20 protein-coding genes and 1 tRNA gene are annotated in these 20,890 nt (G+C 68.6%); 8 read left to right on the forward strand and 13 right to left on the reverse strand.

The genetic code is table 11. From position 1 onward, the window contains the following. Positions 1 to 7: 7 nt before the first annotated feature. The 9 genes from ACLHIH_RS07460 to ACLHIH_RS07500 all read right to left on the reverse strand — a co-directional run bounded on the left by ACLHIH_RS07460 (position 8) and on the right by ACLHIH_RS07500 (position 8,906). Entirely contained in the window at positions 8 to 1,000 is a 993-nt protein-coding gene (locus ACLHIH_RS07460; RefSeq protein WP_411316080.1) for an ABC transporter substrate-binding protein, read from the reverse strand. Between the two features lie 11 nt (positions 1,001 to 1,011). After that, entirely contained in the window at positions 1,012 to 1,848 is an 837-nt protein-coding gene (locus ACLHIH_RS07465) for an ABC transporter ATP-binding protein (protein WP_411316082.1), read from the reverse strand. A 265-nt stretch (positions 1,849 to 2,113) separates the two neighbouring features. Further along, positions 2,114 to 2,185 (reverse strand) — tRNA-Gln (locus tag ACLHIH_RS07470). Between the two features lie 124 nt (positions 2,186 to 2,309). Then, positions 2,310 to 3,251, reverse strand: a complete 942-nt coding sequence (locus ACLHIH_RS07475) for an NAD(P)/FAD-dependent oxidoreductase (RefSeq protein ID WP_411316083.1) — start codon at positions 3,249 to 3,251, stop codon at positions 2,310 to 2,312. Continuing rightward, the gene (gltX, locus tag ACLHIH_RS07480; RefSeq protein ID WP_411316084.1) at positions 3,248 to 4,738 is read right to left on the reverse strand and encodes a glutamate--tRNA ligase; all 1,491 of its coding nucleotides are present in this window, start codon (positions 4,736 to 4,738) and stop codon (positions 3,248 to 3,250) included. Before gltX ends, ACLHIH_RS07475 begins: the two co-directional genes overlap by 4 nt. 84 nt (positions 4,739 to 4,822) lie before the next feature. After that, positions 4,823 to 5,845: a YeiH family protein gene (locus tag ACLHIH_RS07485; RefSeq protein WP_411316085.1), complete on the reverse strand. Its 1,023-nt coding sequence runs from the start codon at positions 5,843 to 5,845 to the stop codon at positions 4,823 to 4,825. A 2-nt stretch (positions 5,846 to 5,847) separates the two neighbouring features. Next, positions 5,848 to 6,612 carry a fumarylacetoacetate hydrolase family protein gene (locus tag ACLHIH_RS07490; protein WP_411316086.1) on the reverse strand — a complete coding sequence of 255 codons (765 nt, stop codon included), beginning with the start codon at positions 6,610 to 6,612 and terminating at the stop codon, positions 5,848 to 5,850. 84 nt (positions 6,613 to 6,696) lie between these two features. Next, positions 6,697 to 7,797 carry a branched-chain amino acid aminotransferase gene (locus ACLHIH_RS07495; protein ID WP_411316087.1) on the reverse strand — a complete coding sequence of 367 codons (1,101 nt, stop codon included), beginning with the start codon at positions 7,795 to 7,797 and terminating at the stop codon, positions 6,697 to 6,699. Then, positions 7,794 to 8,906, reverse strand: a complete 1,113-nt coding sequence (locus ACLHIH_RS07500) for a 3-isopropylmalate dehydrogenase (RefSeq protein WP_411316088.1) — start codon at positions 8,904 to 8,906, stop codon at positions 7,794 to 7,796. Before ACLHIH_RS07500 ends, ACLHIH_RS07495 begins: the two co-directional genes overlap by 4 nt. 66 nt (positions 8,907 to 8,972) lie before the next feature. Here ACLHIH_RS07500 and ACLHIH_RS07505 point away from each other — a divergent pair, with 66 nt between their 5' ends. Continuing rightward, positions 8,973 to 9,287, forward strand: a complete 315-nt coding sequence (locus ACLHIH_RS07505) for a DUF6458 family protein (protein ID WP_411316089.1) — start codon at positions 8,973 to 8,975, stop codon at positions 9,285 to 9,287. 81 nt (positions 9,288 to 9,368) lie between these two features. Here the strand turns inward: ACLHIH_RS07505 and serA are convergent, their stop codons facing one another. Beyond that, positions 9,369 to 10,958, reverse strand: a complete 1,590-nt coding sequence (gene serA / locus ACLHIH_RS07510; protein WP_411316090.1) for a phosphoglycerate dehydrogenase — start codon at positions 10,956 to 10,958, stop codon at positions 9,369 to 9,371. Positions 10,959 to 11,042: 84 nt separating this feature from the next. Between serA and ACLHIH_RS07515 the strand changes: the two genes are divergently transcribed. Next, on the forward strand, positions 11,043 to 11,441 hold the full coding sequence (locus ACLHIH_RS07515; protein ID WP_411316091.1) for a DoxX family protein: 399 nt from the start codon (positions 11,043 to 11,045) through the stop codon (positions 11,439 to 11,441). On the opposite strand, the gene ACLHIH_RS07520 is transcribed toward ACLHIH_RS07515, so the two are convergent. Together ACLHIH_RS07520 and ACLHIH_RS07525 are read right to left on the reverse strand one after the other, a co-directional pair. Further along, the gene (locus ACLHIH_RS07520; RefSeq protein ID WP_411316093.1) at positions 11,438 to 11,830 is read right to left on the reverse strand and encodes a hypothetical protein; all 393 of its coding nucleotides are present in this window, start codon (positions 11,828 to 11,830) and stop codon (positions 11,438 to 11,440) included. The genes ACLHIH_RS07515 and ACLHIH_RS07520 overlap by 4 nt on opposite strands. Further along, positions 11,827 to 12,294, reverse strand: a complete 468-nt coding sequence (locus tag ACLHIH_RS07525; protein WP_411316094.1) for a hypothetical protein — start codon at positions 12,292 to 12,294, stop codon at positions 11,827 to 11,829. The genes ACLHIH_RS07520 and ACLHIH_RS07525 overlap by 4 nt, the downstream gene beginning before the upstream one ends. A 107-nt stretch (positions 12,295 to 12,401) precedes the next feature. Between ACLHIH_RS07525 and ACLHIH_RS07530 the strand changes: the two genes are divergently transcribed. Together ACLHIH_RS07530 and ACLHIH_RS07535 are read left to right on the forward strand one after the other, a co-directional pair. Continuing rightward, positions 12,402 to 13,796, forward strand: a complete 1,395-nt coding sequence (locus tag ACLHIH_RS07530; RefSeq protein WP_411316095.1) for an OFA family MFS transporter — start codon at positions 12,402 to 12,404, stop codon at positions 13,794 to 13,796. Position 13,797: 1 nt separating this feature from the next. Further along, positions 13,798 to 13,941 carry a hypothetical protein gene (locus tag ACLHIH_RS07535; RefSeq protein WP_411316096.1) on the forward strand — a complete coding sequence of 48 codons (144 nt, stop codon included), beginning with the start codon at positions 13,798 to 13,800 and terminating at the stop codon, positions 13,939 to 13,941. A gap of 110 nt (positions 13,942 to 14,051) precedes the next feature. Here ACLHIH_RS07535 and ACLHIH_RS07540 read toward each other — a convergent pair whose 3' ends face one another. Then, on the reverse strand, positions 14,052 to 15,050 hold the full coding sequence (locus ACLHIH_RS07540; RefSeq protein WP_411316097.1) for a LacI family DNA-binding transcriptional regulator: 999 nt from the start codon (positions 15,048 to 15,050) through the stop codon (positions 14,052 to 14,054). A gap of 185 nt (positions 15,051 to 15,235) precedes the next feature. Between ACLHIH_RS07540 and ACLHIH_RS07545 the strand changes: the two genes are divergently transcribed. From ACLHIH_RS07545 to ACLHIH_RS07560, 4 genes are read left to right on the forward strand one after another with little or no spacing between them, the layout of a single operon-like run. Continuing rightward, a complete protein-coding gene (locus tag ACLHIH_RS07545) occupies positions 15,236 to 16,528 on the forward strand; it encodes an ABC transporter substrate-binding protein (protein WP_411316098.1) in 1,293 nt (430 codons plus the stop codon). A 12-nt stretch (positions 16,529 to 16,540) separates the two neighbouring features. Beyond that, a complete protein-coding gene (locus ACLHIH_RS07550) occupies positions 16,541 to 17,581 on the forward strand; it encodes a carbohydrate ABC transporter permease (RefSeq protein ID WP_411316099.1) in 1,041 nt (346 codons plus the stop codon). Further along, positions 17,581 to 18,477 (forward strand): carbohydrate ABC transporter permease, encoded by an 897-nt coding sequence (locus ACLHIH_RS07555; protein WP_411316100.1) that lies wholly within the window; start codon positions 17,581 to 17,583, stop codon positions 18,475 to 18,477. The genes ACLHIH_RS07550 and ACLHIH_RS07555 overlap by 1 nt, the downstream gene beginning before the upstream one ends. Positions 18,478 to 18,483: 6 nt before the next feature. Further along, positions 18,484 to 20,778: a glycoside hydrolase family 3 N-terminal domain-containing protein gene (locus ACLHIH_RS07560; RefSeq protein ID WP_411316101.1), complete on the forward strand. Its 2,295-nt coding sequence runs from the start codon at positions 18,484 to 18,486 to the stop codon at positions 20,776 to 20,778. Positions 20,779 to 20,890 lie beyond the last annotated feature (112 nt).

Consider the following 20,890-nt stretch of genomic DNA (forward strand, 5'->3'; position numbering starts at 1 on the left):
CGGCGGGTCAGCTGAGGGCGTCGACGAGGGAGTCGATGTAGACCTCCATCGACGAGGCGCCGCCGAACATCCAGATGCCGTCGGGGAGCCTCGTGACGTCGCCCGCTTCGACGAACGGGAGGGACTCCCACACGGCGTTGCCCGCGAGGGTCGACGCGTAGGCGTCGTCTTCTTCGGACCCGTTGGTGATGTAGACGAAGTTCACGTCGTCGGGCAGCGCCGTGAGGCCTTCGACGTCGGTTGCGGCGAGACCGTATGCCGGGTCGCCCTCGAGGTCCCACGGCATCGTGAGGCCGAGCTCCTCGTTGACCGACGCGATGAGAGAACCCTCGACGTACGGCCGGATCGAGACAGCACCGCCCGCGACGTACGCGTCGGAGAACGCGACGGGCGCCCCCTCGAGACCGGCGTCCTCGATGGCGGCGGCACCGTCGGCGACCGCCGTCTCGAAGCCCGCGAGCACCTCGTCGGCGACGTCGCTCGTGCCCGTCGCTTCGGCGATCATGCGCGTGTTGTCATACATCCGCTCGATCTGCGCGCTCGCGTCTGCCGAGGTGATGACGATCACGGGGACGATCTCCTCGAGCTGCGCGATCGCGGCTTCGGGGAGGTCGCTCGTGGCGACGACGAGGTCGGGGTCGAGGCTCGCGATCGTGTCGATGCTCGGCTCGCCGCGCGTGCCGATGTCTTCGACGTCGCCGTCGAGCGGCTCGGAGGTGACCCACGCGGAGTAGCCCTCGACGTCCGCAGCCCCGACGGGCATGACACCGAGCGACACGAGGTGCTCGACGACGTTCCACTCGGTGCCGACGACGCGCGTCGCGGGTCCGTCGAGTTCGACATCGACACCGCGGGCGTCGGTGATCGTGATGGGGCCGCCGCTCACCGCGGCATCCTCGTCGGTGGTCGACTCGGTGGTGCCGCAGGCGGCGAGGGCGAGAGTGACGGATGCCGCCGCGACGAGCGCGGTGAGGGTTCTGCGGCGTGCTGCTGACTTCAAGGGTGAGGTGATCATCGCGGTGTGGGTGTTCTTTCGTGTCGTGAGTGGTGGCGGCCGATCGCGCGAGTGCGCAAGCCGCCGGTGAGGGGATCGTGGTCGACGTCGATGCGGATGCCGTAGACGTCGCTGAGGCGCTCGGGGGTGAAGACGTCGGCGGCGGCCCCCGTCGCGACGATCGCGCCGTCGGCGAGCAGCACGACGGTGTCGGCGACGGACGCGGCCTGGTCGAGGTCGTGGAGCACGACGCCGATCGTGACGCCGTGGTCGTCGGAGAGTTCGCGCACGAGGTCGAGGATCTCGACCTGGTAGCGGAGGTCGAGGAACGTCGTGGGCTCGTCGAGCAGGAGCACTCCGGTCTCTTGCGCGAGGCAGCTCGCGAGCCAGACCCTCTGCATCTGACCGCCCGAGAGCCGGTCGATCGCACGGCCCGCGAACTCGTGGACGCCCGTGACGGTCATCGCGTGCTCGATCGCCGCCGCGCCACCGGGGTCTCCCCCGCGCCAACGGCCACGGTGCGGGTGCCTGCCGAACTCGACGACGTCGCGCACGGTGATGCCCGTGGCCGGAGGCCGTGTCTGAGCGAGGAGGGTGACGCGGCGCGCGAAGTCGCCGCGCGCGAGGAGGAGGGCGTCGGTGTCGTCGTCGAGCTGCACGCCGCCGAGTCGCGGGGCGTGCAGTCGCGCGACAGCACGCAGGAGGGTCGACTTGCCGCTCCCGTTGGGCCCGACGAGGGCCGTGACCGTTCCCGCCTCGAAGCTGATGCTCGCGTCGTGCACGACGTCGGTCTTCTCGTAATCGAGAGTGAGCGCACGGCCGCGGATGCCGGTGGGGACGCGTTCGCTGCTCACGTATCGAGACGTTAGCTTAGGCTTACCTAAACACGCAACTCGCTCTCCTGCGAACCCGCTCGACAACCGCCGGGAATCGGCGGGCGGGCCTCACCGGGCGTCGCGATACCTCCACATCGTGAGTGATCCGAAGACTGCGATGAGCACGGCCGACCAGGCGAGCGTGAGCGGCAGAGTCACGCTCCGACACGACGTCGGGGGCGGAGGCGGAGGCGATGATTGCAGGCTCCCAGAGCGGAGCGGCGGAGCCTCGTGTGTTTCAGTGCTGGGGTACCTGGACTCGAACCAAGAACAAAAGAATCAGAATCTTCCGTGTTGCCAATTACACCATACCCCACCGTTTCCGACCGGAATCGGGACGACAGTCCACTTTAGCCTACGAGCGGAGCCGAGTCATACTCGGGCGCACGAACGCCGCTCGCTGGTCGCTCGCACCCGCCGCAGTCGCACGCCGAAATCGGTCAGAGCGCGCCGAGGAGGTCTTCGTTGAGAGCCGACGCGACGCGTGCTCCCGCACCCGCGGCGACGATGAGCTGCTGGGGTCCCGGCGGTGTCGAATCGCCCGCGGCGTAGACGCCGGGCACGGTCGTGCGCCCCCGCGCGTCGACGACGAGGAGGCCCAGGTCATCGACCTCGAGCCCGAGGGATGCCGCGTACTCGAGTTTCGGGGCATACCGCGGCCGCACGAACGCCGCCGTGCGCGGCACGACCTCACCGTCGGCGAGGCGCACGCCCGTGAGTCCGGTCTGGTCGCCCTCGACGTCGGCGAGGGGGCGCCGGTCGACGCGGATGCCCCGCTTCAGGAGACCCGCCCCATCCGCCGCCGTGATCTCGCCGACGCCGTTCGTAAACACGATGACGTCGTCGCTCCACTGGGAGACGAGGAGGGCCCTCGAGGCGAGGTCGTCGGTCTCGCCGATGACGGCGATCGGTTTGTCGCGCTCCTCCCAGCCGTCGCACTCGATGCAGCTGTGGATGCTCGTGCCGTAGAACGCGCGCAGGGTCGGGAGCGCGGGCATGATCTCGGTGAGCCCGGTCGTGATGACGACGGAGCGCGCGCGGTAGACCGCCTTCGTGAAGCCCGGGCCCTTCGTCGAGACCTCGAAGGCGTCATCCGCCCGATCGATCGAGACGACCATCGACTGGTGGAACTCGTAGTTCGGGTAGGCCTCGAGCTCCTCGCGACCGAGGCGCCGCAGCTCGAGGGGCGAGACGCCGTCGCGCGTGATGAAGCCGTGCGAGTGGAACGTCGCGGCGTTGCGCGGACGGTTGCTGTCGATCACGACGAGGCGTCGACGCGCGCGCACGAGGTTGAGTGCGGCACTCAGACCCGCGGGACCGGCCCCGATGATCGCGACGTCGCTGATCGGGGCGTCGACCCCGGCGGTGCTCACCTCGCTCATAGCGACGCCGCGAACCTCTCGATCCGGCGCAGCGACGACTCGCGGCCGAGCAGTTCGAGGGACTCGAAAAGGGGCGGGCTGATGCGGCGCCCCGAGATCGCGGTGCGCACGGGGCCGAACGCGAGGCGGGGCTTGAGCCCGAGCTCGTCGATGAGGGCCGTGCGCAATGCCGCCTCGGTGCTCTCGGTCGTCCACTCGTCGAGACCGCTCAGTGCGGTGAGCGCGGCGTCGAGGGTCGGCCTGACGTCACCCTTGGGCATCGCGTCGGCTTCCCACACGATGTCGTCGTCTGCGGTGAAGAGAAAGGCGAGCAGCCCCGGCGCTTCGCTGAGAAGCTGCATGCGCTCCTGCACGAGAGGCGCCGCGGCGAGAATCGTCGCGTCGTCGCGCGGCGACTCCGCGATGCCGGCGAGGTAGGGCGTGAGGCGGCGCGCGAACTCGTCGACCGGGAGCATCCGGATGTGGTCGCCGTTGATCGACTCGGCTTTCGCGAGGTCGAAGCGCGCGGGGTTCGGGTTCACATCGGCGACGTCGAACGCGGCGATCATCTCGTCGATCGTGAAGACGTCGCGATCGTGGGTGAGCGACCAGCCGAGCAGCGCGAGGTAGTTGATGAGGCCCTCGGGCACGAAACCGCGGTCGCGGTGGTGGAAGAGGTTCGACTCGGGGTTGCGCTTGCTGAGCTTCTTGTTGCCCTCGCCCGTGACGGTGGGGAGGTGCCCGAAGCGCGGGATCGCCGTGGCCACGCCGATCTCGATGAGCGCGTGATAGAGCGCGATCTGACGCGGGGTCGACGAGAGCAGGTCTTCGCCGCGCAACACGTGGGTGACCCCCATGAGCGCGTCGTCGACGGGGTTCACGAACGTGTAGAGCGGTGCACCGCTGGGCCTCACGACGACGAAGTCGGTGAAGCTCCCGGCGGGAAAGGTGATCTCGCCGCGCACGAGGTCGTCGAAGCTCAATTCGGTGTCGGGCACCCGGAGCCTGAGCGCCGGAGCGCGGCCCTCGGCGCGGTAGGCCTCGCGCTGCTCGGCGGTGAGCTCGCGCTCGAAGTTGTCGTAGCCCTGCTTGGGGTCGCGACCGGCGGCGACGTTGCGCGCCTCGATCTCCTCGCCCGTCGCGAAGCTCTCGTAGAGGTGCCCGCTCGCACGCAGCTTCTCGATGATCTGCGAGTAGATGTCGGAGCGCTGCGACTGGCGGTAGGGGCCGTGAGGGCCACCGACGTCGACGCCCTCGTCCCAATCGAGACCGAGCCAGCGGAGGCCCTCGATAATCTGCGCGTAGCTCTCCTCGCTGTCGCGCGCGGCATCGGTGTCTTCGATGCGGAAGATGAGCTTGCCCCCGGTGTGCCGCGCGTACGCCCAGTTGAAGAGGGCGGTGCGGATGAGCCCCACGTGAGGCGTTCCCGTCGGCGACGGGCAGAAACGCACGCGCACGTCGCTTCCGGTCGCAGTGGTGAAAAGGGCGGGAGCGGAGGTGTCAGACATGGCTCCCCGATTCTAGAGGGCCGACCCTCGAGAGCCCCGCGGGTCACGACCCGAGCGACCCGAGCGACCCGACCGTCCCGGGCCTCACGACCCGAGCGTCACGAGGGCGAGCGCGGCCGACGCGATGAACGCCCACGAGGCGAGCCCGACCACGAGCGCTCGCCAGCCCGTGCGCACGAGGGTCGCGATCCTCACCGCCGAACCGAGCGCCACGAGTGCGGCCGCGAGCACGATCACCTGCACGCCGTCTACGACCTCGAGCATCGGAGTCGGCAGCGGCACGAGGGTGTTGACGAGCACGGCCGCGAGAAACCCGACCACGAAGAGGGGCACGATCGGTGCGCGGCCGGTCACGCCCTCGCGAGGCGTGCCCGCGGCATCCGCCCGACGATCGCGCACACGCAGCGCCGTCGTCGCGATCGCGACCATCGGCGCGAGCATGAGCACGCGCGTGAGTTTGACGACGACGGCGATCGCGAGAGCGGCCGCCCCCGCGGTCTGGGCTGTCGCGACGACCTGGCCGACGTCGTGCACGCTCGCGCCGACCCAGCGCCCGAACTGCTCGGGGTCGAGACCCACGAGAGAGCCGGCGAGCGGCAGCACCGCGATCGCGAGGGTGCCGCACAGGGTCACGAGAGCCACGGGGGTCGCCTGCTGTCGGGCGTCACTGCGCGTCGCGGCCCCCATCGCGCCGATCGCCGATGCCCCGCAGATGGAGAATCCGGCGGCGATGAGGAGCGGCTCGTCGCCGGGTAGCCGCATCGCGCGCCCGAACCCCCACGTCGCGAAGAACGTCGCGACCACGAGCGCGACGATCGCGAGAACCGCGACGACACCGAGATCGGCGATGTCGACGAGGCTCAGTCTGAATCCGAGCAGCACGATTCCGACCCTCATGAGGGTCTTCGAGGCGAAGCGGATACCCGGCGCGAGCGGCCCGTCGAGCAGCGGCTTCGCGGCGGGGAGCTGCCCCACGACGATGCCGAGCACGACGGCGGCCGTGAGGAGCGGCACCACGGGAAGGGCGAGCGCGACGATGGCCGCGAGCAGAGCCCCCGCCCCGGCGACGGCGAGACCGGGGGCGAGAGCGCGAGCGCGCGCAGCCACGATCAGCGGTTGCGTGCGGGGTTCGAGAGCGTGCCGATGCCCTCGATCGTGATGTCGACGGTCTGACCGTCGGTGAAACCGCCGAGCCCGGCGGGAGTTCCGGTCATGATGATGTCACCGGGCAGGAGGGTGAAGACGTCGGAGGCGAACTCGATGATCTCGGGGATCGTGTGGATCATGTCGGCGGTCGACCCCGCGCGGCGCTGCTCGCCGTCGACGAAGGTCGTGATCGCGACGTTCTGGGCGTCGAGGTCGGTCTCGATCCACGGCCCGATGGGCGCGAAGGTGTCGTAGCCCTTCGCCCTCGCCCACTGACCGTCGGCGAACATGACGTCGCGCGCCGAGACGTCGTTGCCGATCGTGTAGCCGAACACGACGCTCGCGTAGTCCTCGGCCTTCACCTGCTTCGCGATCGAGCCGATCACGACGACGAGTTCACCCTCGTGCACGATGCGACCCTCGACGGGAGGGATGACGATGGTGTCGCCGGGGCCGACGACCGCGGTGTTGGGTTTGAGAAAGATGAGCGGGTTGGTCGGGCCGATGTCGCCCATGTCGCTCTTATGATCGGCGTAGTTGAGCCCTACGCAGATGACCTTCGAGCGCGGGATCACCGGCGCGAGCAGTTTCGCCTCGCTCAGCGGCACCCTCTCACCCGTGGTGTCGAAGCCGCTGAACATCGGGTCACCGGCGAGCACCACGAGGGCGTCATCGTCGACGATTCCGTAACGAGGGTCTCCACCGGTGCTGAATCGCGCGATCTTCACGGTGTCGAGACTATCGCCTGGGCCCTGCGGCCCCCGACGGCACAGCGCGGGCGCGCTCGCCCACGCCCCTGCCCGCACCCGCGCTCACGCGAGTCGCGTCATCCACCCGTGGGGGTCGTCGCGACGGCCGTACTGGATGTCGGTGAGCTCGTCGCGCAGCGACATCGTCAGTTCACCTGGCGCGGCATCCGCCGACCCGATCTCGACACCGTCGCCCTTGAGCTGAGCGATGGGCGTGATGACGGCGGCCGTGCCGCACGCGAACACCTCGGTGATGTCGCCGCTCGCGACGCCGTCGCGCCACTCCGCGAGAGACACCCGGCGGCGCTCGACACGGTGGCCGCGGTCTTCGGCGAGCTCGAGCACGCTGTCGCGCGTGATGCCCTCGAGGATGCTGTCGGATTGCGGTGTCACGAGGGTGCCGTCGCGGTAGACGAGCACGACGTTCATGCCGCCGAGCTCCTCGATGTAGGTCTGCTCCTCCGAGTCGAGGAAGAGCACCTGGGCGCACCCGTGCTCGTATGCCTCGGCCTGGGGCAGGAGCGACGACGCGTAATTTCCGCCCGTCTTCGCGGCGCCCATTCCGCCGCGACCCGCTCGCGAGTAGTGATCGGAGATCCAGATCGACACGGGCGTGACCCCGGTCGCGAAGTAGGCGCCTGCGGGAGACGCGATGACGTAGTAGCCGACCTTCTGGGCGGCGCGCACCCCGAGGAACGCCTCGGTCGCGATCATGAACGGGCGCAGGTAGAGGCTCGTCTCGGGCGCCGACGGCACCCACGCCGAGTCGATGCTCACGAGGCGGCGGAGCGACTCGACGAAGTCGGCCTCGGCGAGCTCGGGAAGGGCGAGCCTCGTCGCCGATCGCCGCAGTCGCGCGGCGTTGGCCTCGGGTCGGAACGACCAGATCGAGTCATCCGCGTGACGGTAGGCCTTGAGCCCCTCGAAGATCTCCTGGGCGTAGTGCAGAACGGATGCCGCGGGGTCGAGTTGCAGTGGTCCGTACGGCGTCACGCGGGCCTCGTGCCACCCCGCGTCGACCGACCAATCGATCTGCACCATGTGGTCGGTGAAGTGTTTGCCGAAGCCCGGGTCGGCGAGGATCGCCTCGCGCTCCGCCGACTCGCGCGCGCTCGTCGACGGGACGTGCTCGAACGTGAGGGGGAAAGTCGTCGCATCGCTCATGGGGTGCCTCCGTGGGTCGCGCTCGAGGTGTCGGGTGAGGTCGGGGTGAGCTGGTGATCGGAGAGCGCTGCGACGATCGCCGCGCCGATCTCGCTCGTCGAGCGCCGGGGGTCGCCGGGGCCGCGGGCGGCGAGGTCGCTCGTGACGGCGTCGCGCACCTGCGCGGCGGCATCGGGCAGCTCGAGGTGGTCGAGGAGCATCGCAACCGACAGGATCGCGGCGGTCGGATCGGCGATGCCCTTCCCGGCGATGTCGGGGGCCGAGCCGTGCACCGGTTCGAACATGCTCGGAAAGGCGCCGTCGGGGTTGATGTTGCCCGACGCGGCGAGGCCGATCCCCCCGCTGATGGCGCCGGCGAGGTCGGTCAGGATGTCGCCGAAGAGGTTGTCGGTGACGATCGTGTCGAACCGCGACGGATCGGTCACCAGGAAGATCGTCGCGGCGTCGACATGGAGGTAGTCGACCGCGACATCCGGAAACTCGCTCGAGACGGCGTCGACGGTGCGCTGCCACAGACCGCCCGCGTGCACGAGCACGTTGGTCTTGTGCACGAGGGTGAGCGTGCCCCGACGCGAGCGCGCGGTCTGGAAGGCGAATCTCACGAGGCGCTCGACACCGAAGGCGGTGTTGACGCTCACCTCGTTGGCGATCTCGTGCGGAGTACCGACACGGATGCCTCCGCCGTTGCCGACGTACGGACCCTCGGTGCCCTCGCGCACGACGACGAAGTCGACGTCGCCCGCGTCGGCGAGCGGCGAGACGACCGACGGGAAGAGCACTGTCGGCCGCAGGTTGACGTAGTGGTCGAACGCGAACCTGAGCTTCAGGAGGAGACCCCGCTCGATGATGCCGCCCGAGAGCCGCGGTTCTCGGGGGTCTCCCCCGACGGCGCCGAGAAGGATGGCGTCGTGAGCGGCAAGAGCCTCGAGATCGCCCGTCGTGAGGATGTCGCCCGTCTCGAGATAGTGGCGGGCGCCGAACGGATACTCGGTCGTCTCGACCGACACCTCGTCGGGCGTCGCGGCCGCGAGCACCGCGAGGGCTTCGGCGACCACTTCGGGCCCGATTCCGTCTCCGGGGATGACGGCGAGGCTGATTCTCCGAGGCATGGATTCACAGTAGCGGAGCCGCCATCGCCCCGATTTCCCCGACCTGAACGTCTGCTGAGGTTAGGGTTGTCGCACATCGAAGTCGACATCGACGTGCTCACCACGATCGGGCGGCCTCACGAAAGGGCAGGCAATCACATGGGTATCGGTTCGGGAATCTTCCTCTTCGTCGTGGGAGCCATTCTGGCTTTCGCGCTCAACGTCGAAACCAGCTTCGTCAACCTCGACCTCGTCGGCTACATCCTCATGGGTGCCGGAGTCGTCATCTTCCTCATCTCCCTCGCGTTCATGCTCAAGAAGCGCTCGAGCGTCGAGGTCACCCGCAACGTCGACGGTGGTGTGCAGCGCGAGACGCGTCGCGACAGCGACCCGCTCATCTAGGGACACCGCTTCTCGACAGACCCGCACGACAGAACGGGCCCGGCACACTGTGCCGGGCCCGTTCTCGTCGTCTCGCGCGACTCAGGTCGTGATGTCGATCTCGCTCATGACGTCGGCGTCGATCGCGAGACGCAGCGACTCGAGCAGGGCTTCGGGCGCCGGGGAGTCGACCGTGAGCACGGCGAGCGCCTGCCCGCCCGCCTCGCGCCGGCTGATCTGCATGCCCGCGATGTTGATGCCCGCCTCGCCGAACTCGCGACCGTAGATCGCGACGATGCCGGGGCGGTCGGTGTAGACCATGACGATGAAGTGGTCGGCCATCGGCACTTCGACGTCGTAGCCGTTGATCTCCACGATCTTCTCGATCTGCTTCGTGCCCGTGAGGGTTCCCGAGACCGACACTTGCGAGCCGTCGCTCAGGGCCCCGCGGATCGTGAGGATGTTGCGGTACTCGTCGCTCACGGCATCCGTGATGAGGCGCACGTCGAGCCCGCGCTGCTCGGCGAGGAGCGGAGCGTTCACGTACGACACCGACTCCGAGACGATGTTCGTGAAGATCCCCTTGAGCGCCGCGAGCTTGAGCACGCTCACGTCGAACTCGACGATCTCGCCGCGCACCTCGATGTCGATGCTCGTGACGGGGCTCTTGGCGAGCCCCGAGAACACCTGACCGAGCTTCTCCATGAGCGGGATGCCGGGGCGCACCGTCGGGTCGATGACCCCGCCTGCCACGTTGACGGCGTCGGGCACGAGCTCTCCCGAGAGCGCGAGGCGCACCGATCGGGCGACCGACACGCCGGCCTTCTCTTGAGCCTCGTCGGTCGAGGCACCGAGGTGCGGGGTGACGATGACGTTGTCGAGGGCGAGGAGCGGTGAACCGGTGGGCGGCTCGCTCACGAAGACATCCAGTCCGGCTCCCGCGATCTCACCCGAGCTGAGGGCTCGGTGCAGGGCGTCTTCGTCGATGAGACCGCCGCGCGCGACGTTGACGATGTAGGCGCTCGACTTCATGAGGGCGAGTTGCGCGTCGGAGATCATGCCCGTGGTCTCGGGGGTCTTCGGCATGTGGATGGTGATGAAGTCCGATTGCGCGAGCAGCTCGTCGAGTGACAGCAGCGTCACGCCGAGCTGCTGGGCGCGCTGGGCGGTCACGTAGGGGTCGTACGCGACGACCCTCGTGCCGAACGCCTGCATGCGCGCCGTGATGAGCGCCCCGATGCGGCCGAGGCCGATGATGCCGATCGTCTTCTCATAGAGCTCGGTGCCCGTGTACTTCGAGCGCTTCCACTGGCCCTGAGCGAGCGCCGCGTGCGCTGGCGGGATGTGCCGGGCGAGGCTCAGGATGTGTCCGACCGTGAGTTCGGCGGCCGAGATGATGTTCGACGTCGGCGCGTTCACGACCATGATGCCCGCGGTCGTCGCCGCCTTGATGTCGACGTTGTCGAGCCCGACACCCGCGCGCGCGATGACCCGCAGCGACGACGCGGCCGCGATCGCCTCGGCATCCATGTGCGTCGCCGAGCGGATGAGGATCGCCTCCGCGTCGGCGAGCGCCGAGATCAGCGCCGCACGATCGGTGCCGTCGACCGATCGCACGTCGAAGTCGGGCCCGAGGGCGTCGACGGTAGCGGGTGAGAGTTCTTCTGCGATCAACACGATCGGCTTCGCCACGGAGAGTCCTTCGATAGCCCGGAAAGTACCGTTGAGAGCCTACTGGGCCGACGAGCGCAAACCGGAAGGGCGCAGACTGGGCGCATGACCGACTCGCCAGCAGACATCGTCGGGGTCGTGCTGCGGGTCGTCGTCGCCCTCGTGTTCGTCGGGATGGGCGTGAACCACTTCAGGCCCGGACCCGCGCGAGTGATGGCGAAGCTCATCCCGCCCCGGCTGAGATTCGACGGGATCGCGAACCCCCTCGCCCTCGTCTACCTCACGGGGGTGTGCGAGATCGCCGGGGGCGTCGGCATCCTCATCCCGGAGCTGCGCGGGGCTGCCGCCGTCGGACTCGTGCTGTTTCTCATCGCGGTGTTCCCCGCCAACGCCTACGCGGCCGAGCACCCCGAGAGGTTCGGTTCGCTCGCGATCCCCTTCTGGCCGCGATTCGCGGGGCAGCTCGTGCTCATCCTCGTGGTCGTGCTCGCCGCGATCCTCTAGGCGAGGGCGGTGAGGCTCGCGGTGAGGGCCGCGACGACCGCGAGGCCCGCGGCGAAGACGAGCGCGGCCGTGGTGGCCGAGTGCCGTCGGCCCACGAGCGCGGCGATCGCGAACCCCGCGACGGGCAGCACGATCGTCACGACGAGCAGTGCCCACGGGGGCGAGATGAGGTCGAGGTCTACGGATGCGCGCACGGCGTTCTCGGCGTCGACGACGGCGAGCACACCCGTGAGGTTGGCGAGAGCCTCGAAGAGGTCGTAGGCGAAGAGCAGCCCGAACAGGATCACGACCGCCCAGCGCACGAGGCTCATGCGCTCGCGATGCGGCTGCGGGGGCTGCGGCGTGTTCGGCTGCGGCTGCGGCGTGTTCTCCGGCGCTCCGGTCGTCATATGCCCGCCCCCGAGACGATGAACGGCCACGGCGCCACGATCACGAGCCCCGCGACGAGCCAACCGACGCGCGCGATCGCCCGGCGACGACGCGTGAGCACGAGCGTGGCGGTGAACCACAGTGCGGGCGAGGCGATCGACAGGAACTCGCCGAACTGGAACATGATGTCGATGAAGAGGTTGCTCGCGACGAACACCGAACTCTGGATGGCGATGACCCACCCCACGGTGAAGAGCAGGTACGCGCCCGCAAGCACCCCGTAGACCACGAGGAGCACCGACCCCGTCGCGGACGCGGACTCCGGCCCGGACCCGGTGCCGCGATCGGAGGTCGTGTCGGGATCGGTCGGGCCACCCTCGAGGCCGGGAACCGCAGCATCCGCCTCGTGATCGATGTGGCTGGGGTCGCCGATCTCGTCGCCCCAACTGAGGGCGTCGTCGTCGTCGTCTCGAAGCCTCGCCACTCCCCGAGCCTAACCGCGCCGACCGACCTCGACGTAGGGTGAGACCGCTCGACCGAACAGCAGCGCCGCTGCCCTCGCCGCCACCCCGGACCGTAAGGGACACCCCGATGAGTTTTCTCGACCGTGAACGATCAGTTGCACCCCCCGGATTCAATCGCTGGCTCATCCCCCCGGCGGCGCTCGCGGTGCACCTGTGCATCGGGCAGGCCTACGCGACGAGTGTCTACAAGACCGCCCTCGTCGACCACTTCGAGGCGAGCCTCACCCAGATCGGCATCATCTTCTCGATCGCGATCGTCATGCTCGGGCTCTCCGCCGCGATCCTCGGCACGTGGGTCGACAAGAACGGACCGCGCAAGGCGATGTTCACCGCGGCCCTCCTCTGGTCGGCGGGCTTCGTGATCGGCGCGCTCGGCATCTTCTCCAACCAGCTCTGGCTCGTCTACCTCGGCTACGGCTTCATCGGCGGCATCGGGCTCGGCATCGGGTACATCTCGCCCGTGTCGACCCTCATCAAGTGGTTCCCCGACCGCCCCGGGCTCGCCACGGGAATGGCGATCATGGGCTTCGGCGGTGGCGCGCTCATCGCGAGCCCCCTCTCGACCCTCCTGCTCACGGCCTACGATCCCGAGTCGGGCACCGAGGGGTGGGTGGCGAGCGGCGACGCCGTCGGCAAGCTCTTCCTCACCTTCGCCGCGATCTACCTCGTCTACATGATGTTCGGCGCCTTCACGATCCGCGTGCCCGCCGACGGCTGGAAGCCCGCCGGCTTCGACCCGAGCACGGTCAAGACCAAGGCGCTCGTGACGACCGACAACGTCTCGGCGAAGAACGCCATCAAGACCCGCCAGTTCTGGCTGCTCTGGGTGGTGCTGTTCTGCAACGTCACCGCGGGCATCGGCATCCTCGAGCAAGCGGCCCCCATGATCCAGGACTTCTTCCGCGACGCCGACGGGGCGTCGGCGGTCAACGCGGCCGTCGCCGGCGGGTTCGTCGGACTGCTGTCGATCGGCAACATGGCCGGGCGTTTCGTGTGGTCGTCGACATCCGACATCATCGGTCGCAAGCGCATCTACATGGTCTATCTCGGTGTGGGTGCCGCTCTTTACATCCTGCTCGCGCTCTTCGGGTTCAGCACGACGTTCCTCTACGTCGCGCTCGCGTTCGTGATCATCTCGTTCTACGGCGGGGGGTTCGCGACGATCCCGGCGTACTTGCGCGACCTCTTCGGCACCTTCCAGGTCGGCGCCATCCACGGTCGGCTGCTCACCGCGTGGTCGGCGGCGGGCATCGCGGGTCCGCTCATCATCAACGCGTTCCTCGACGCCCAGGGCACCCCGGGCGAACTCACGGCGCAGGCCTACCAGCCGGCGCTGCTCACGATGGTGGGTCTGCTCATCATCGGATTCATCGCCAACCTCCTCGTGAAGCCCGTCGCGGCCAAGTACCACGAGCCGGCAGACATGCGCGCGGATGCGACGACCGCCGCGAAGGGAGCCTGACATGTCGACGACGAACACCGCACCTGCCGCACGATCGGGCGCGACGACCGCGAAGATCACGGTCGCGTGGGCGCTCGTGGGGGTTCCGCTGCTCTACGGCGTCATCGTGACCCTCACGCGCGTCACGGCCCTCTTCACGGGCTGACCCATCCCCCGAAAGTATGCAGTTTCCGCGAGCGGGTGCCGGTTCCGGCATCCGCTCGCGGAAACTGCGTACTGTGGCGCGGGCGCGAGCCGCGGGCGCGGGCCGCAGGGTCAGCGGGGCGGGGACGTCGTTCCGCGGGGCACGAGCCTCGTGGGGAGCTGCACGTGCGTCACCTCGGGCTTCTCGCCCTTGAGCAGAGCGAAGAGCATCGACGCCGCGATCTCACCGAGCAACTGCATCGGCTGACGCACCGTGCTGAGCGGCGGCGAGTGCCGCGATGCCTCGGCGATGTCGTCGAACCCGATGATCGAGAGCTGGTCGGGAACCGAGATCCCGAGCTCGGATGCGACGGCCGCGACGGCGATCGCCGAGAGGTCGTTCGCGGCGAAGATCGCGGTCGGCCGGTCTGCGCGGGAGAGCATCTCGAAGGCGAGCTGCCTCGTGGCGTCGACCTCGTATCGACCGATCCCGACGAGGGACGGATCGAACTGCAGTCCCGCCTCGATGAGGGCGCTGCGGTACCCCGCGTCGCGAAGCCCGGAGGAACGCAGATCCGGGCGGCCCGCGACGAACCCGATGCGCGTGTGCCCGAGCCCGATGAGGTATCGCGTCGCGAGTTGCGCCCCGTGGTAGCTGTCGGATTCGACGGTCGGCAGGTCGGCGCGACCCGTGTGCGGGTCGATCGCCACGACGGGGACCTCGCCCGAAACCGAGACGACCGACGGGGTCACCATGATGAGTCCGTCGACGAGGGTGCCGCTGAGTCGACTGACGGACCGGCGCTCCCATCCGTCGCCCGAGCCGTCCTCCGATCCGGAGTAGGCGAGAAGGTCGAACCCGGTTCCGCGAACCGCCGAGCCGACACCCTTGAGGATCTCCGCGCTGAAGGGCTCGAAGCCGGGAACGAGCACACCGATGACACCCGTGCGCTGCGACCGCATGCTGCTCGCGCCGAGGCTCGACTGGTAGCCGAGCTTCTCGACGATGTCGATGACGCGGCGCACCGTCTCGGGCGAGACCCCGTATCGCCCGTGCACGGCTTTCGACACCGTCGAGACGGAGACGCCGGCGGCCGCGGCGACGTCGTTGATTGTTGTCCGGCGTCCCATGAGCTGACTATAACGAATGGAAAAGGTTTTCGAAAACGTTTGACACCCCAGCGCATCGATGAACACACTGGAGGAGATCTTGGACGCTGGGGTTTTCCGGGAGCAGCGAAGCCGCCGCTCTCACAGTGCTCACGCACTCCCCGTTCCGCGACAGGTACGACTCAATGAAGAGAAACGGACAGCACATGAGAACCAAGAAGTTCCTCGCAGGCTCGGCCCTGCTGGTGGCGGGTGCCCTCACCCTCACCGCGTGTGGTGGCGGCGGGTCGGGCTCCGACAACGCCGACGGGAGCGTCGAGATGACGTTCTGGCACAACTCCACGACCGGCCCGGGTGTGGAGTACTGGGAAGACACCGTCGCGGCGTTCGAAGAAGCGAACCCCGGCGTGACGATCGACGTCCAGTCGATCCAGAACGAGGAGATGGACGGCCGCCTCCAGACCGCCCTCAACTCGGGCGACGCCCCCGACGTCTTCATGGCGCGCGGCGGCGGCAAGCTCGCCGACGTCGTCGAGGCCGGCCAGGTCATGGACCTGACCAGCGGAGTGTCGGATGCGACACGCACCGCCCTCGGTGACGCCGTGCTCAACGCCTTCGCGATCGATGACGCGATCTACGGCATGCCCGTCGCCGTTCTCCCGTCGGGTCTCTTCTACTCGGGCGACGTGCTCGACGAGGCGGGCGTCACCACTCCGCTCGAGACCTTCGACGACCTCGAGGACGCGACCGACGCCCTCAAGGACTCCGGCGTCGCACCGATCGCCGTCGGCGCCAACGACGCGTGGCCCGCCGCGCACTGGTACTACAACTTCGCGCTGCGCGCGTGCTCGCAAGACGCGATGAACAGCGCGGCCGAAACCCGTAGCTTCGACGACCCGTGCTGGCTCGAGGCCGGAGAGAACCTCGAAGACTTCCTCGAGACCGAACCGTTCAACGAGGGCTACCTAACGACCGCCGCACAGCAGGGCGCAGGATCGTCGGCGGGACTCATCGCCAACAAGCAGGCCGGCATGGAGCTCATGGGCGCCTGGAACCCCGGTGTGATCGCCGGGCTCACCCCTGACGAGCAGCCCCTCCCCGACCTGGGCTGGATGCCGTTCCCCGCAGTTGACGGCGGCGACGGAGAACCCGGCGCGATGATGGGTGGAGTCGACGGGTACTCGTGCTGGGTCAACGCGCCCGAGGAGTGCGTCGACTTCCTGAACTTCACGGTCGAGCAGGCCAACCAGGAGGCATACGCCGAGGCGTTCGTGACACTTCCCGCGTCGCAGGAAGCCCAGGGCGTCGTTGACGACCCCTCGCTCCAGAGCGTGCTCGAGGCCTACAACGAGGCCCCGTACGTGATCGTCTGGCTCGACACCCTCTACGGCCTCAACGTCGGAAACGCACTCAACGTGGCGGTCGTCGACATGTTCGCGGGCAACGGAGACGCTCAGTCGATCGTCGATGCCGTGAGTGACGCTGCGGCCCGCGGTTAGTCCGACAGAACCATGACATCGGCCCAAGACACGACCCGCGTCGACGCGGGCGCGCCAGGGGCGACGAACAACGACGGGGGCAGCTCAGCCAAGCTGCCCCCGTCGGGTTCGCCCGCCCGCCTCCCCACGGGGGAAACCCGCCGGCGTTCCGCCAGCTGGATCCCCCGCCTCGAACTCGCACTCCTCATCGGGCCCGCGCTCGTCGTCTTCGTCGCGTTCGTCATCTTCCCCGTCGCGATCGCGGCCTACTACGGCTTCTTCAGCTGGTCCGGGTTCGGACCGGCCACGGAGTTCGTCGGCCTGAGCAACTACGTCACGATCCTCACCGACTCGTCGTTCCACGATGCGCTCGGCAACAACGTCTTGATCGCCGTGGCATCCCTCATCATGCAGGGCCCCCTCGCTCTCGGCCTCGCACTGCTCCTCAACCGCAAGATGCGCGGTCAGTCGGTCATCCGCGTGCTGATCTTCGTGCCCTACGTCATCGCCGAGGTCGTCGTCGGAATCGGTTGGAGCCTCATGCTCCAGACGAACGGCGCCCTCAACGGTCTGCTCGTCAAGGTCGGACTCGGTGACCTCGCGCAGGACTGGTTGTCGAACCCCGCGATCGCCATCTGGACGCTCCTCGTCATCATCACGTGGAAGTACATCGGCTTCGCCGTCATCCTCTTCCTCGCGGGACTGCAGGGTGTTCCCGAGGAGCTGTCCGAAGCGGCGTCGATCGACGGTGCGTCCTACTGGCAGGTGCAGCGCTACATCGTTCTGCCCCTGCTCGGACCGACCATCCGCATCTGGGCGTTCCTCTCGATAATCGGGTCCCTCCAACTGTTCGACCTCGTCTGGATCATCTGGGGTCAATACGTCGCCGGGACCGCGGGAACATCCACCATGGCGACCTACATGGTCGCGAACGGGCGAAATGCCGGAAGCTACGGATACGGCAGCGCCGTCGCCGTCGTCATGTTCCTGCTGTCGCTCGCGATCGCGCTGCTCTACCAGCGCATCCTGTTGCGCCGCGACACCGCGGGCGCTGTCACCGGAGGTAAAGCCTGATGGCCACCGCACTCACAACCGCTCCGCGCGGCCCGTCCCCGGTGGTGCGCAAGCAGCCGACGACCTCGTCGGTCGCACCGAAGCGCTCGAAGTCCCTCGTGATCTACTTCATCGCTCTCGTGCTCATCGGGCTCATGCTCACGCCCGTCGTGTTCATCATCCTCGGCGGCTTCCGGTCGAACTCGGAGATCACCGTCGACCCCTCGGGCTTCCCCGTGGCGTGGCAGTGGCAGAACTACGTCGAGGTCCTCTCGAACCCCGTGTTCTGGCAGCAGGTGGGCAACTCGTCGATCGCCGCGATCTCGACGACGGTCATCGTCGTCGCGCTCGGCCTCATGGCCGCGTTCGGTCTCGCGCGCTACTCGTTCCGGGGTCGCGGGCTCATCTACGCGATCTTCGCCGCGGGACTGATGTTCCCGATGACGGTTGCGATCACCCCGCTCTACATCCTCGTGCGTGACCTCGGGCTCACGAACACCCTCGCGGGTGTCATCGTGCCTCAGGTCGCGTTCGCGCTGCCGATCACGGTCATCATCCTCGTGCCGTTCCTCGCGGCGATCCCGAACGAACTCCAGGAGGCGGCATCCATCGACGGATGTTCGCGACTGGGCTTCTTCTGGCGCATGGTGATCCCGCTGTCGGTGCCCGGGGTGATCACGGTCGGCATCCTCGCGTTCATCGCGAGCTGGAACAGCTACATGCTCCCGCTGTTCATCCTCAACGACCCGGGGTTGTTCACGCTGCCGCTCGGAACCCAGGTGTTCTCGTCGCAGTACTCGGTCGATACGGCTCGGGTTCTCGCGTTCACGGCCCTGTCGATGATCCCGGCTCTCGTGTTCTTCAGCCTGTTCGAGCGTCGCATCGTCGGCGGTCTGACCGGCGCTGTGAAGGGCTGAGAGACAATGTCTACCGTGAATACCGCTGTTTCGTCGCGCGTCCGCGCACTCATCGAGTCGATGACGCTGCGCGAGAAGTTGGGCCAGCTCGGAAGCTTCTGGGTCGATCAGGGCGATGAGGTCGTCGCGCCCATGGCCGGGGAGATGGCCTCCTCGACGAAGTACGAGGAGATCTCGCGAGACGGGATCGGGCACCTGAGTCGCGTCTACGGAACCCGTCCGGTCGATCCGATCGAGCGTGCGGGGTGGCTCTGGGCGGAGCAGCGCAGGCTGCGCGCCGAGACGAGGCTCGGCATCCCCGCGATCGTGCACGAGGAGTGCCTCACGGGTCTCGCCGCGTGGAAGGCGGCGACCTTCCCGACCCCGCTCGCGTGGGGTGCGTCGTTCGACCCCGACACCGTGGAGGAGATGGCCCGCAGCATCGGTGACTCGATGCGCAGCCTCGGCATCCATCAGGGCCTCTCCCCCGTGCTCGACGTCATCCGTGACGCTCGCTGGGGTCGCGTCGACGAGTGCATCGCCGAAGACCCCTACGTGGTCGGAACGATCGGCACCGCCTACGTGCGGGGACTGCAGGATGCCGGCATCGACGCGACCCTCAAGCACTTCGTCGGGTATTCGGCGTCCCGGTCCGGTCGCAATCACGCTCCCGTGTCTGCCGGCCCCCGCGAGATCGCCGACGTGCTGCTCCCGCCGTTCGAGATGGCCGTGCGCGACGGCGGCGCCCGCAGTGTCATGAACTCCTACGCCGAGATCGACGGGATGCCCGTCGCCGCGACGGCGCAGTACCTCACGGGAATCCTGCGCGACGAGTGGGGGTTCGACGGGGTCGTCGTCTCGGACTACTTCGCCGTGAAGTTCCTCGAGACGATGCACGGTGTGGCCGCGGGTCCGGCGGATGCCGCGCGCTTGGCTCTCACGGCGGGGCTCGACGTCGAGCTCCCGACGACGGACGCGTTCGGGGAGGCTCTCCTCGACCTCCTCGAGTCCGGGGGCATGGATGTCGCGATCGTCGATCGCGCGGTGGAGCGCGTGCTCGCGCAGAAGGAGCGTCTCGGTCTGCTCGACGAGACGTTCGACACTCCCCCGACGTCGATCGATCTCGACAGCGCGACGCACCGTCGTCTCGCGCGCCGCCTCGCCGAGGAGTCGGTGGTGCTGCTCTCGAACCACGCGGTGCTCCCTCTCGTCTCACCCCGCCGGATCGCCGTGGTCGGACCCAACGCCGACTCGGCCGAGGCCCTCATGGGGTGCTACTCGTTCGCGAACCACGTGCTCGCGCACCACCCCGGGGTCGAGATCGGGTTCGAGATCCCGACGGTGCTCGAGGCCGTCCGCGCCGAGTTCCCCGACGCGGAGATCACCCACGACACCGGGTGCACCGTCGAGGGCATCGATCGCTCCGGCATCGCCGCCGCGGTCGCCGCTGCAGACGACGCGGATGTCGCGGTCGTCGTCGTCGGCGATCGCGCGGGGCTCTTCGGCCGCGGCACGGTCGGCGAGGGCAACGACGTCGAGAGCCTCGACCTCCCCGGCGTTCAGAGGGAGCTCGTCGAGGCGCTCGTGGCCACGGGCACCCCGGTCGTCGTCGTCCTGCTCACCGGGCGGCCGTATTCGCTCGCTTGGGCCCTCGACGCCGCGACGGTTCCCGGTGCGGTCGTGCAGGCGTTCTTCCCCGGGGAGGAGGGCGCATCGGCTCTCGCCGCCATTCTCTCGGGGGCGGTCAACCCGAGTGGTCGCTTGCCCGTCTCGCTCCCCCGGTCGGCGGGAGCGCAGCCGTACTCCTACCTCCACCCGGTTCTCGGGGGTCCGAACGAGATCACGAGCGCGAGCAGCGCTCCCGTGCGTCCGTTCGGTTTCGGGCTCTCGTACACGTCGTTCGAGCACCGCGACCTCGCGGTGGACGCGACGGGCCCGACCGAGAGCTCGTTCCGGGTCTCGGTGCGCGTGACCAACACGGGCGAGCGAGCGGGAACGGATGTCGTGCAGCTCTACGCTCGCGACGTGCAGGCCCAGGTCACGCGACCGGTCGCGCAACTGCTCGGCTATGCGAGGGTCGACCTGGACGCCGGGCAGGAGACGGTCGTGGAGTTCGACGTTCCGCCGACGAGGCTCGCCTACACGGGGAGCGCGGGCACGCGCATCGTCGAGGCGGGAACGGTCGAGCTGTGGGTCGGGTCGTCGTGCGACGACAAGGAGACCACGGGGTCGATCGAGCTCGTCGGTGACGAGTACGCGACCACCGCAGACGACCGCCGCCTGACGACGACGCGCGTCGGCTCGGTCACGCGGACCTCTTAGCGCCGCTCTCCCCGCGCCGCCCTCCCCGGCGAAACGAGGACGAAGAAACGAACGAGGGGCAGTCGCGACCGATCCGGTCGCGACTGCCCCTTGTTCGTGGTGCGGCGTGCGG

This window comes from Marisediminicola sp. LYQ134 (assembly GCF_046599635.1).
Taxonomy (GTDB): domain Bacteria; phylum Actinomycetota; class Actinomycetes; order Actinomycetales; family Microbacteriaceae; genus Marisediminicola.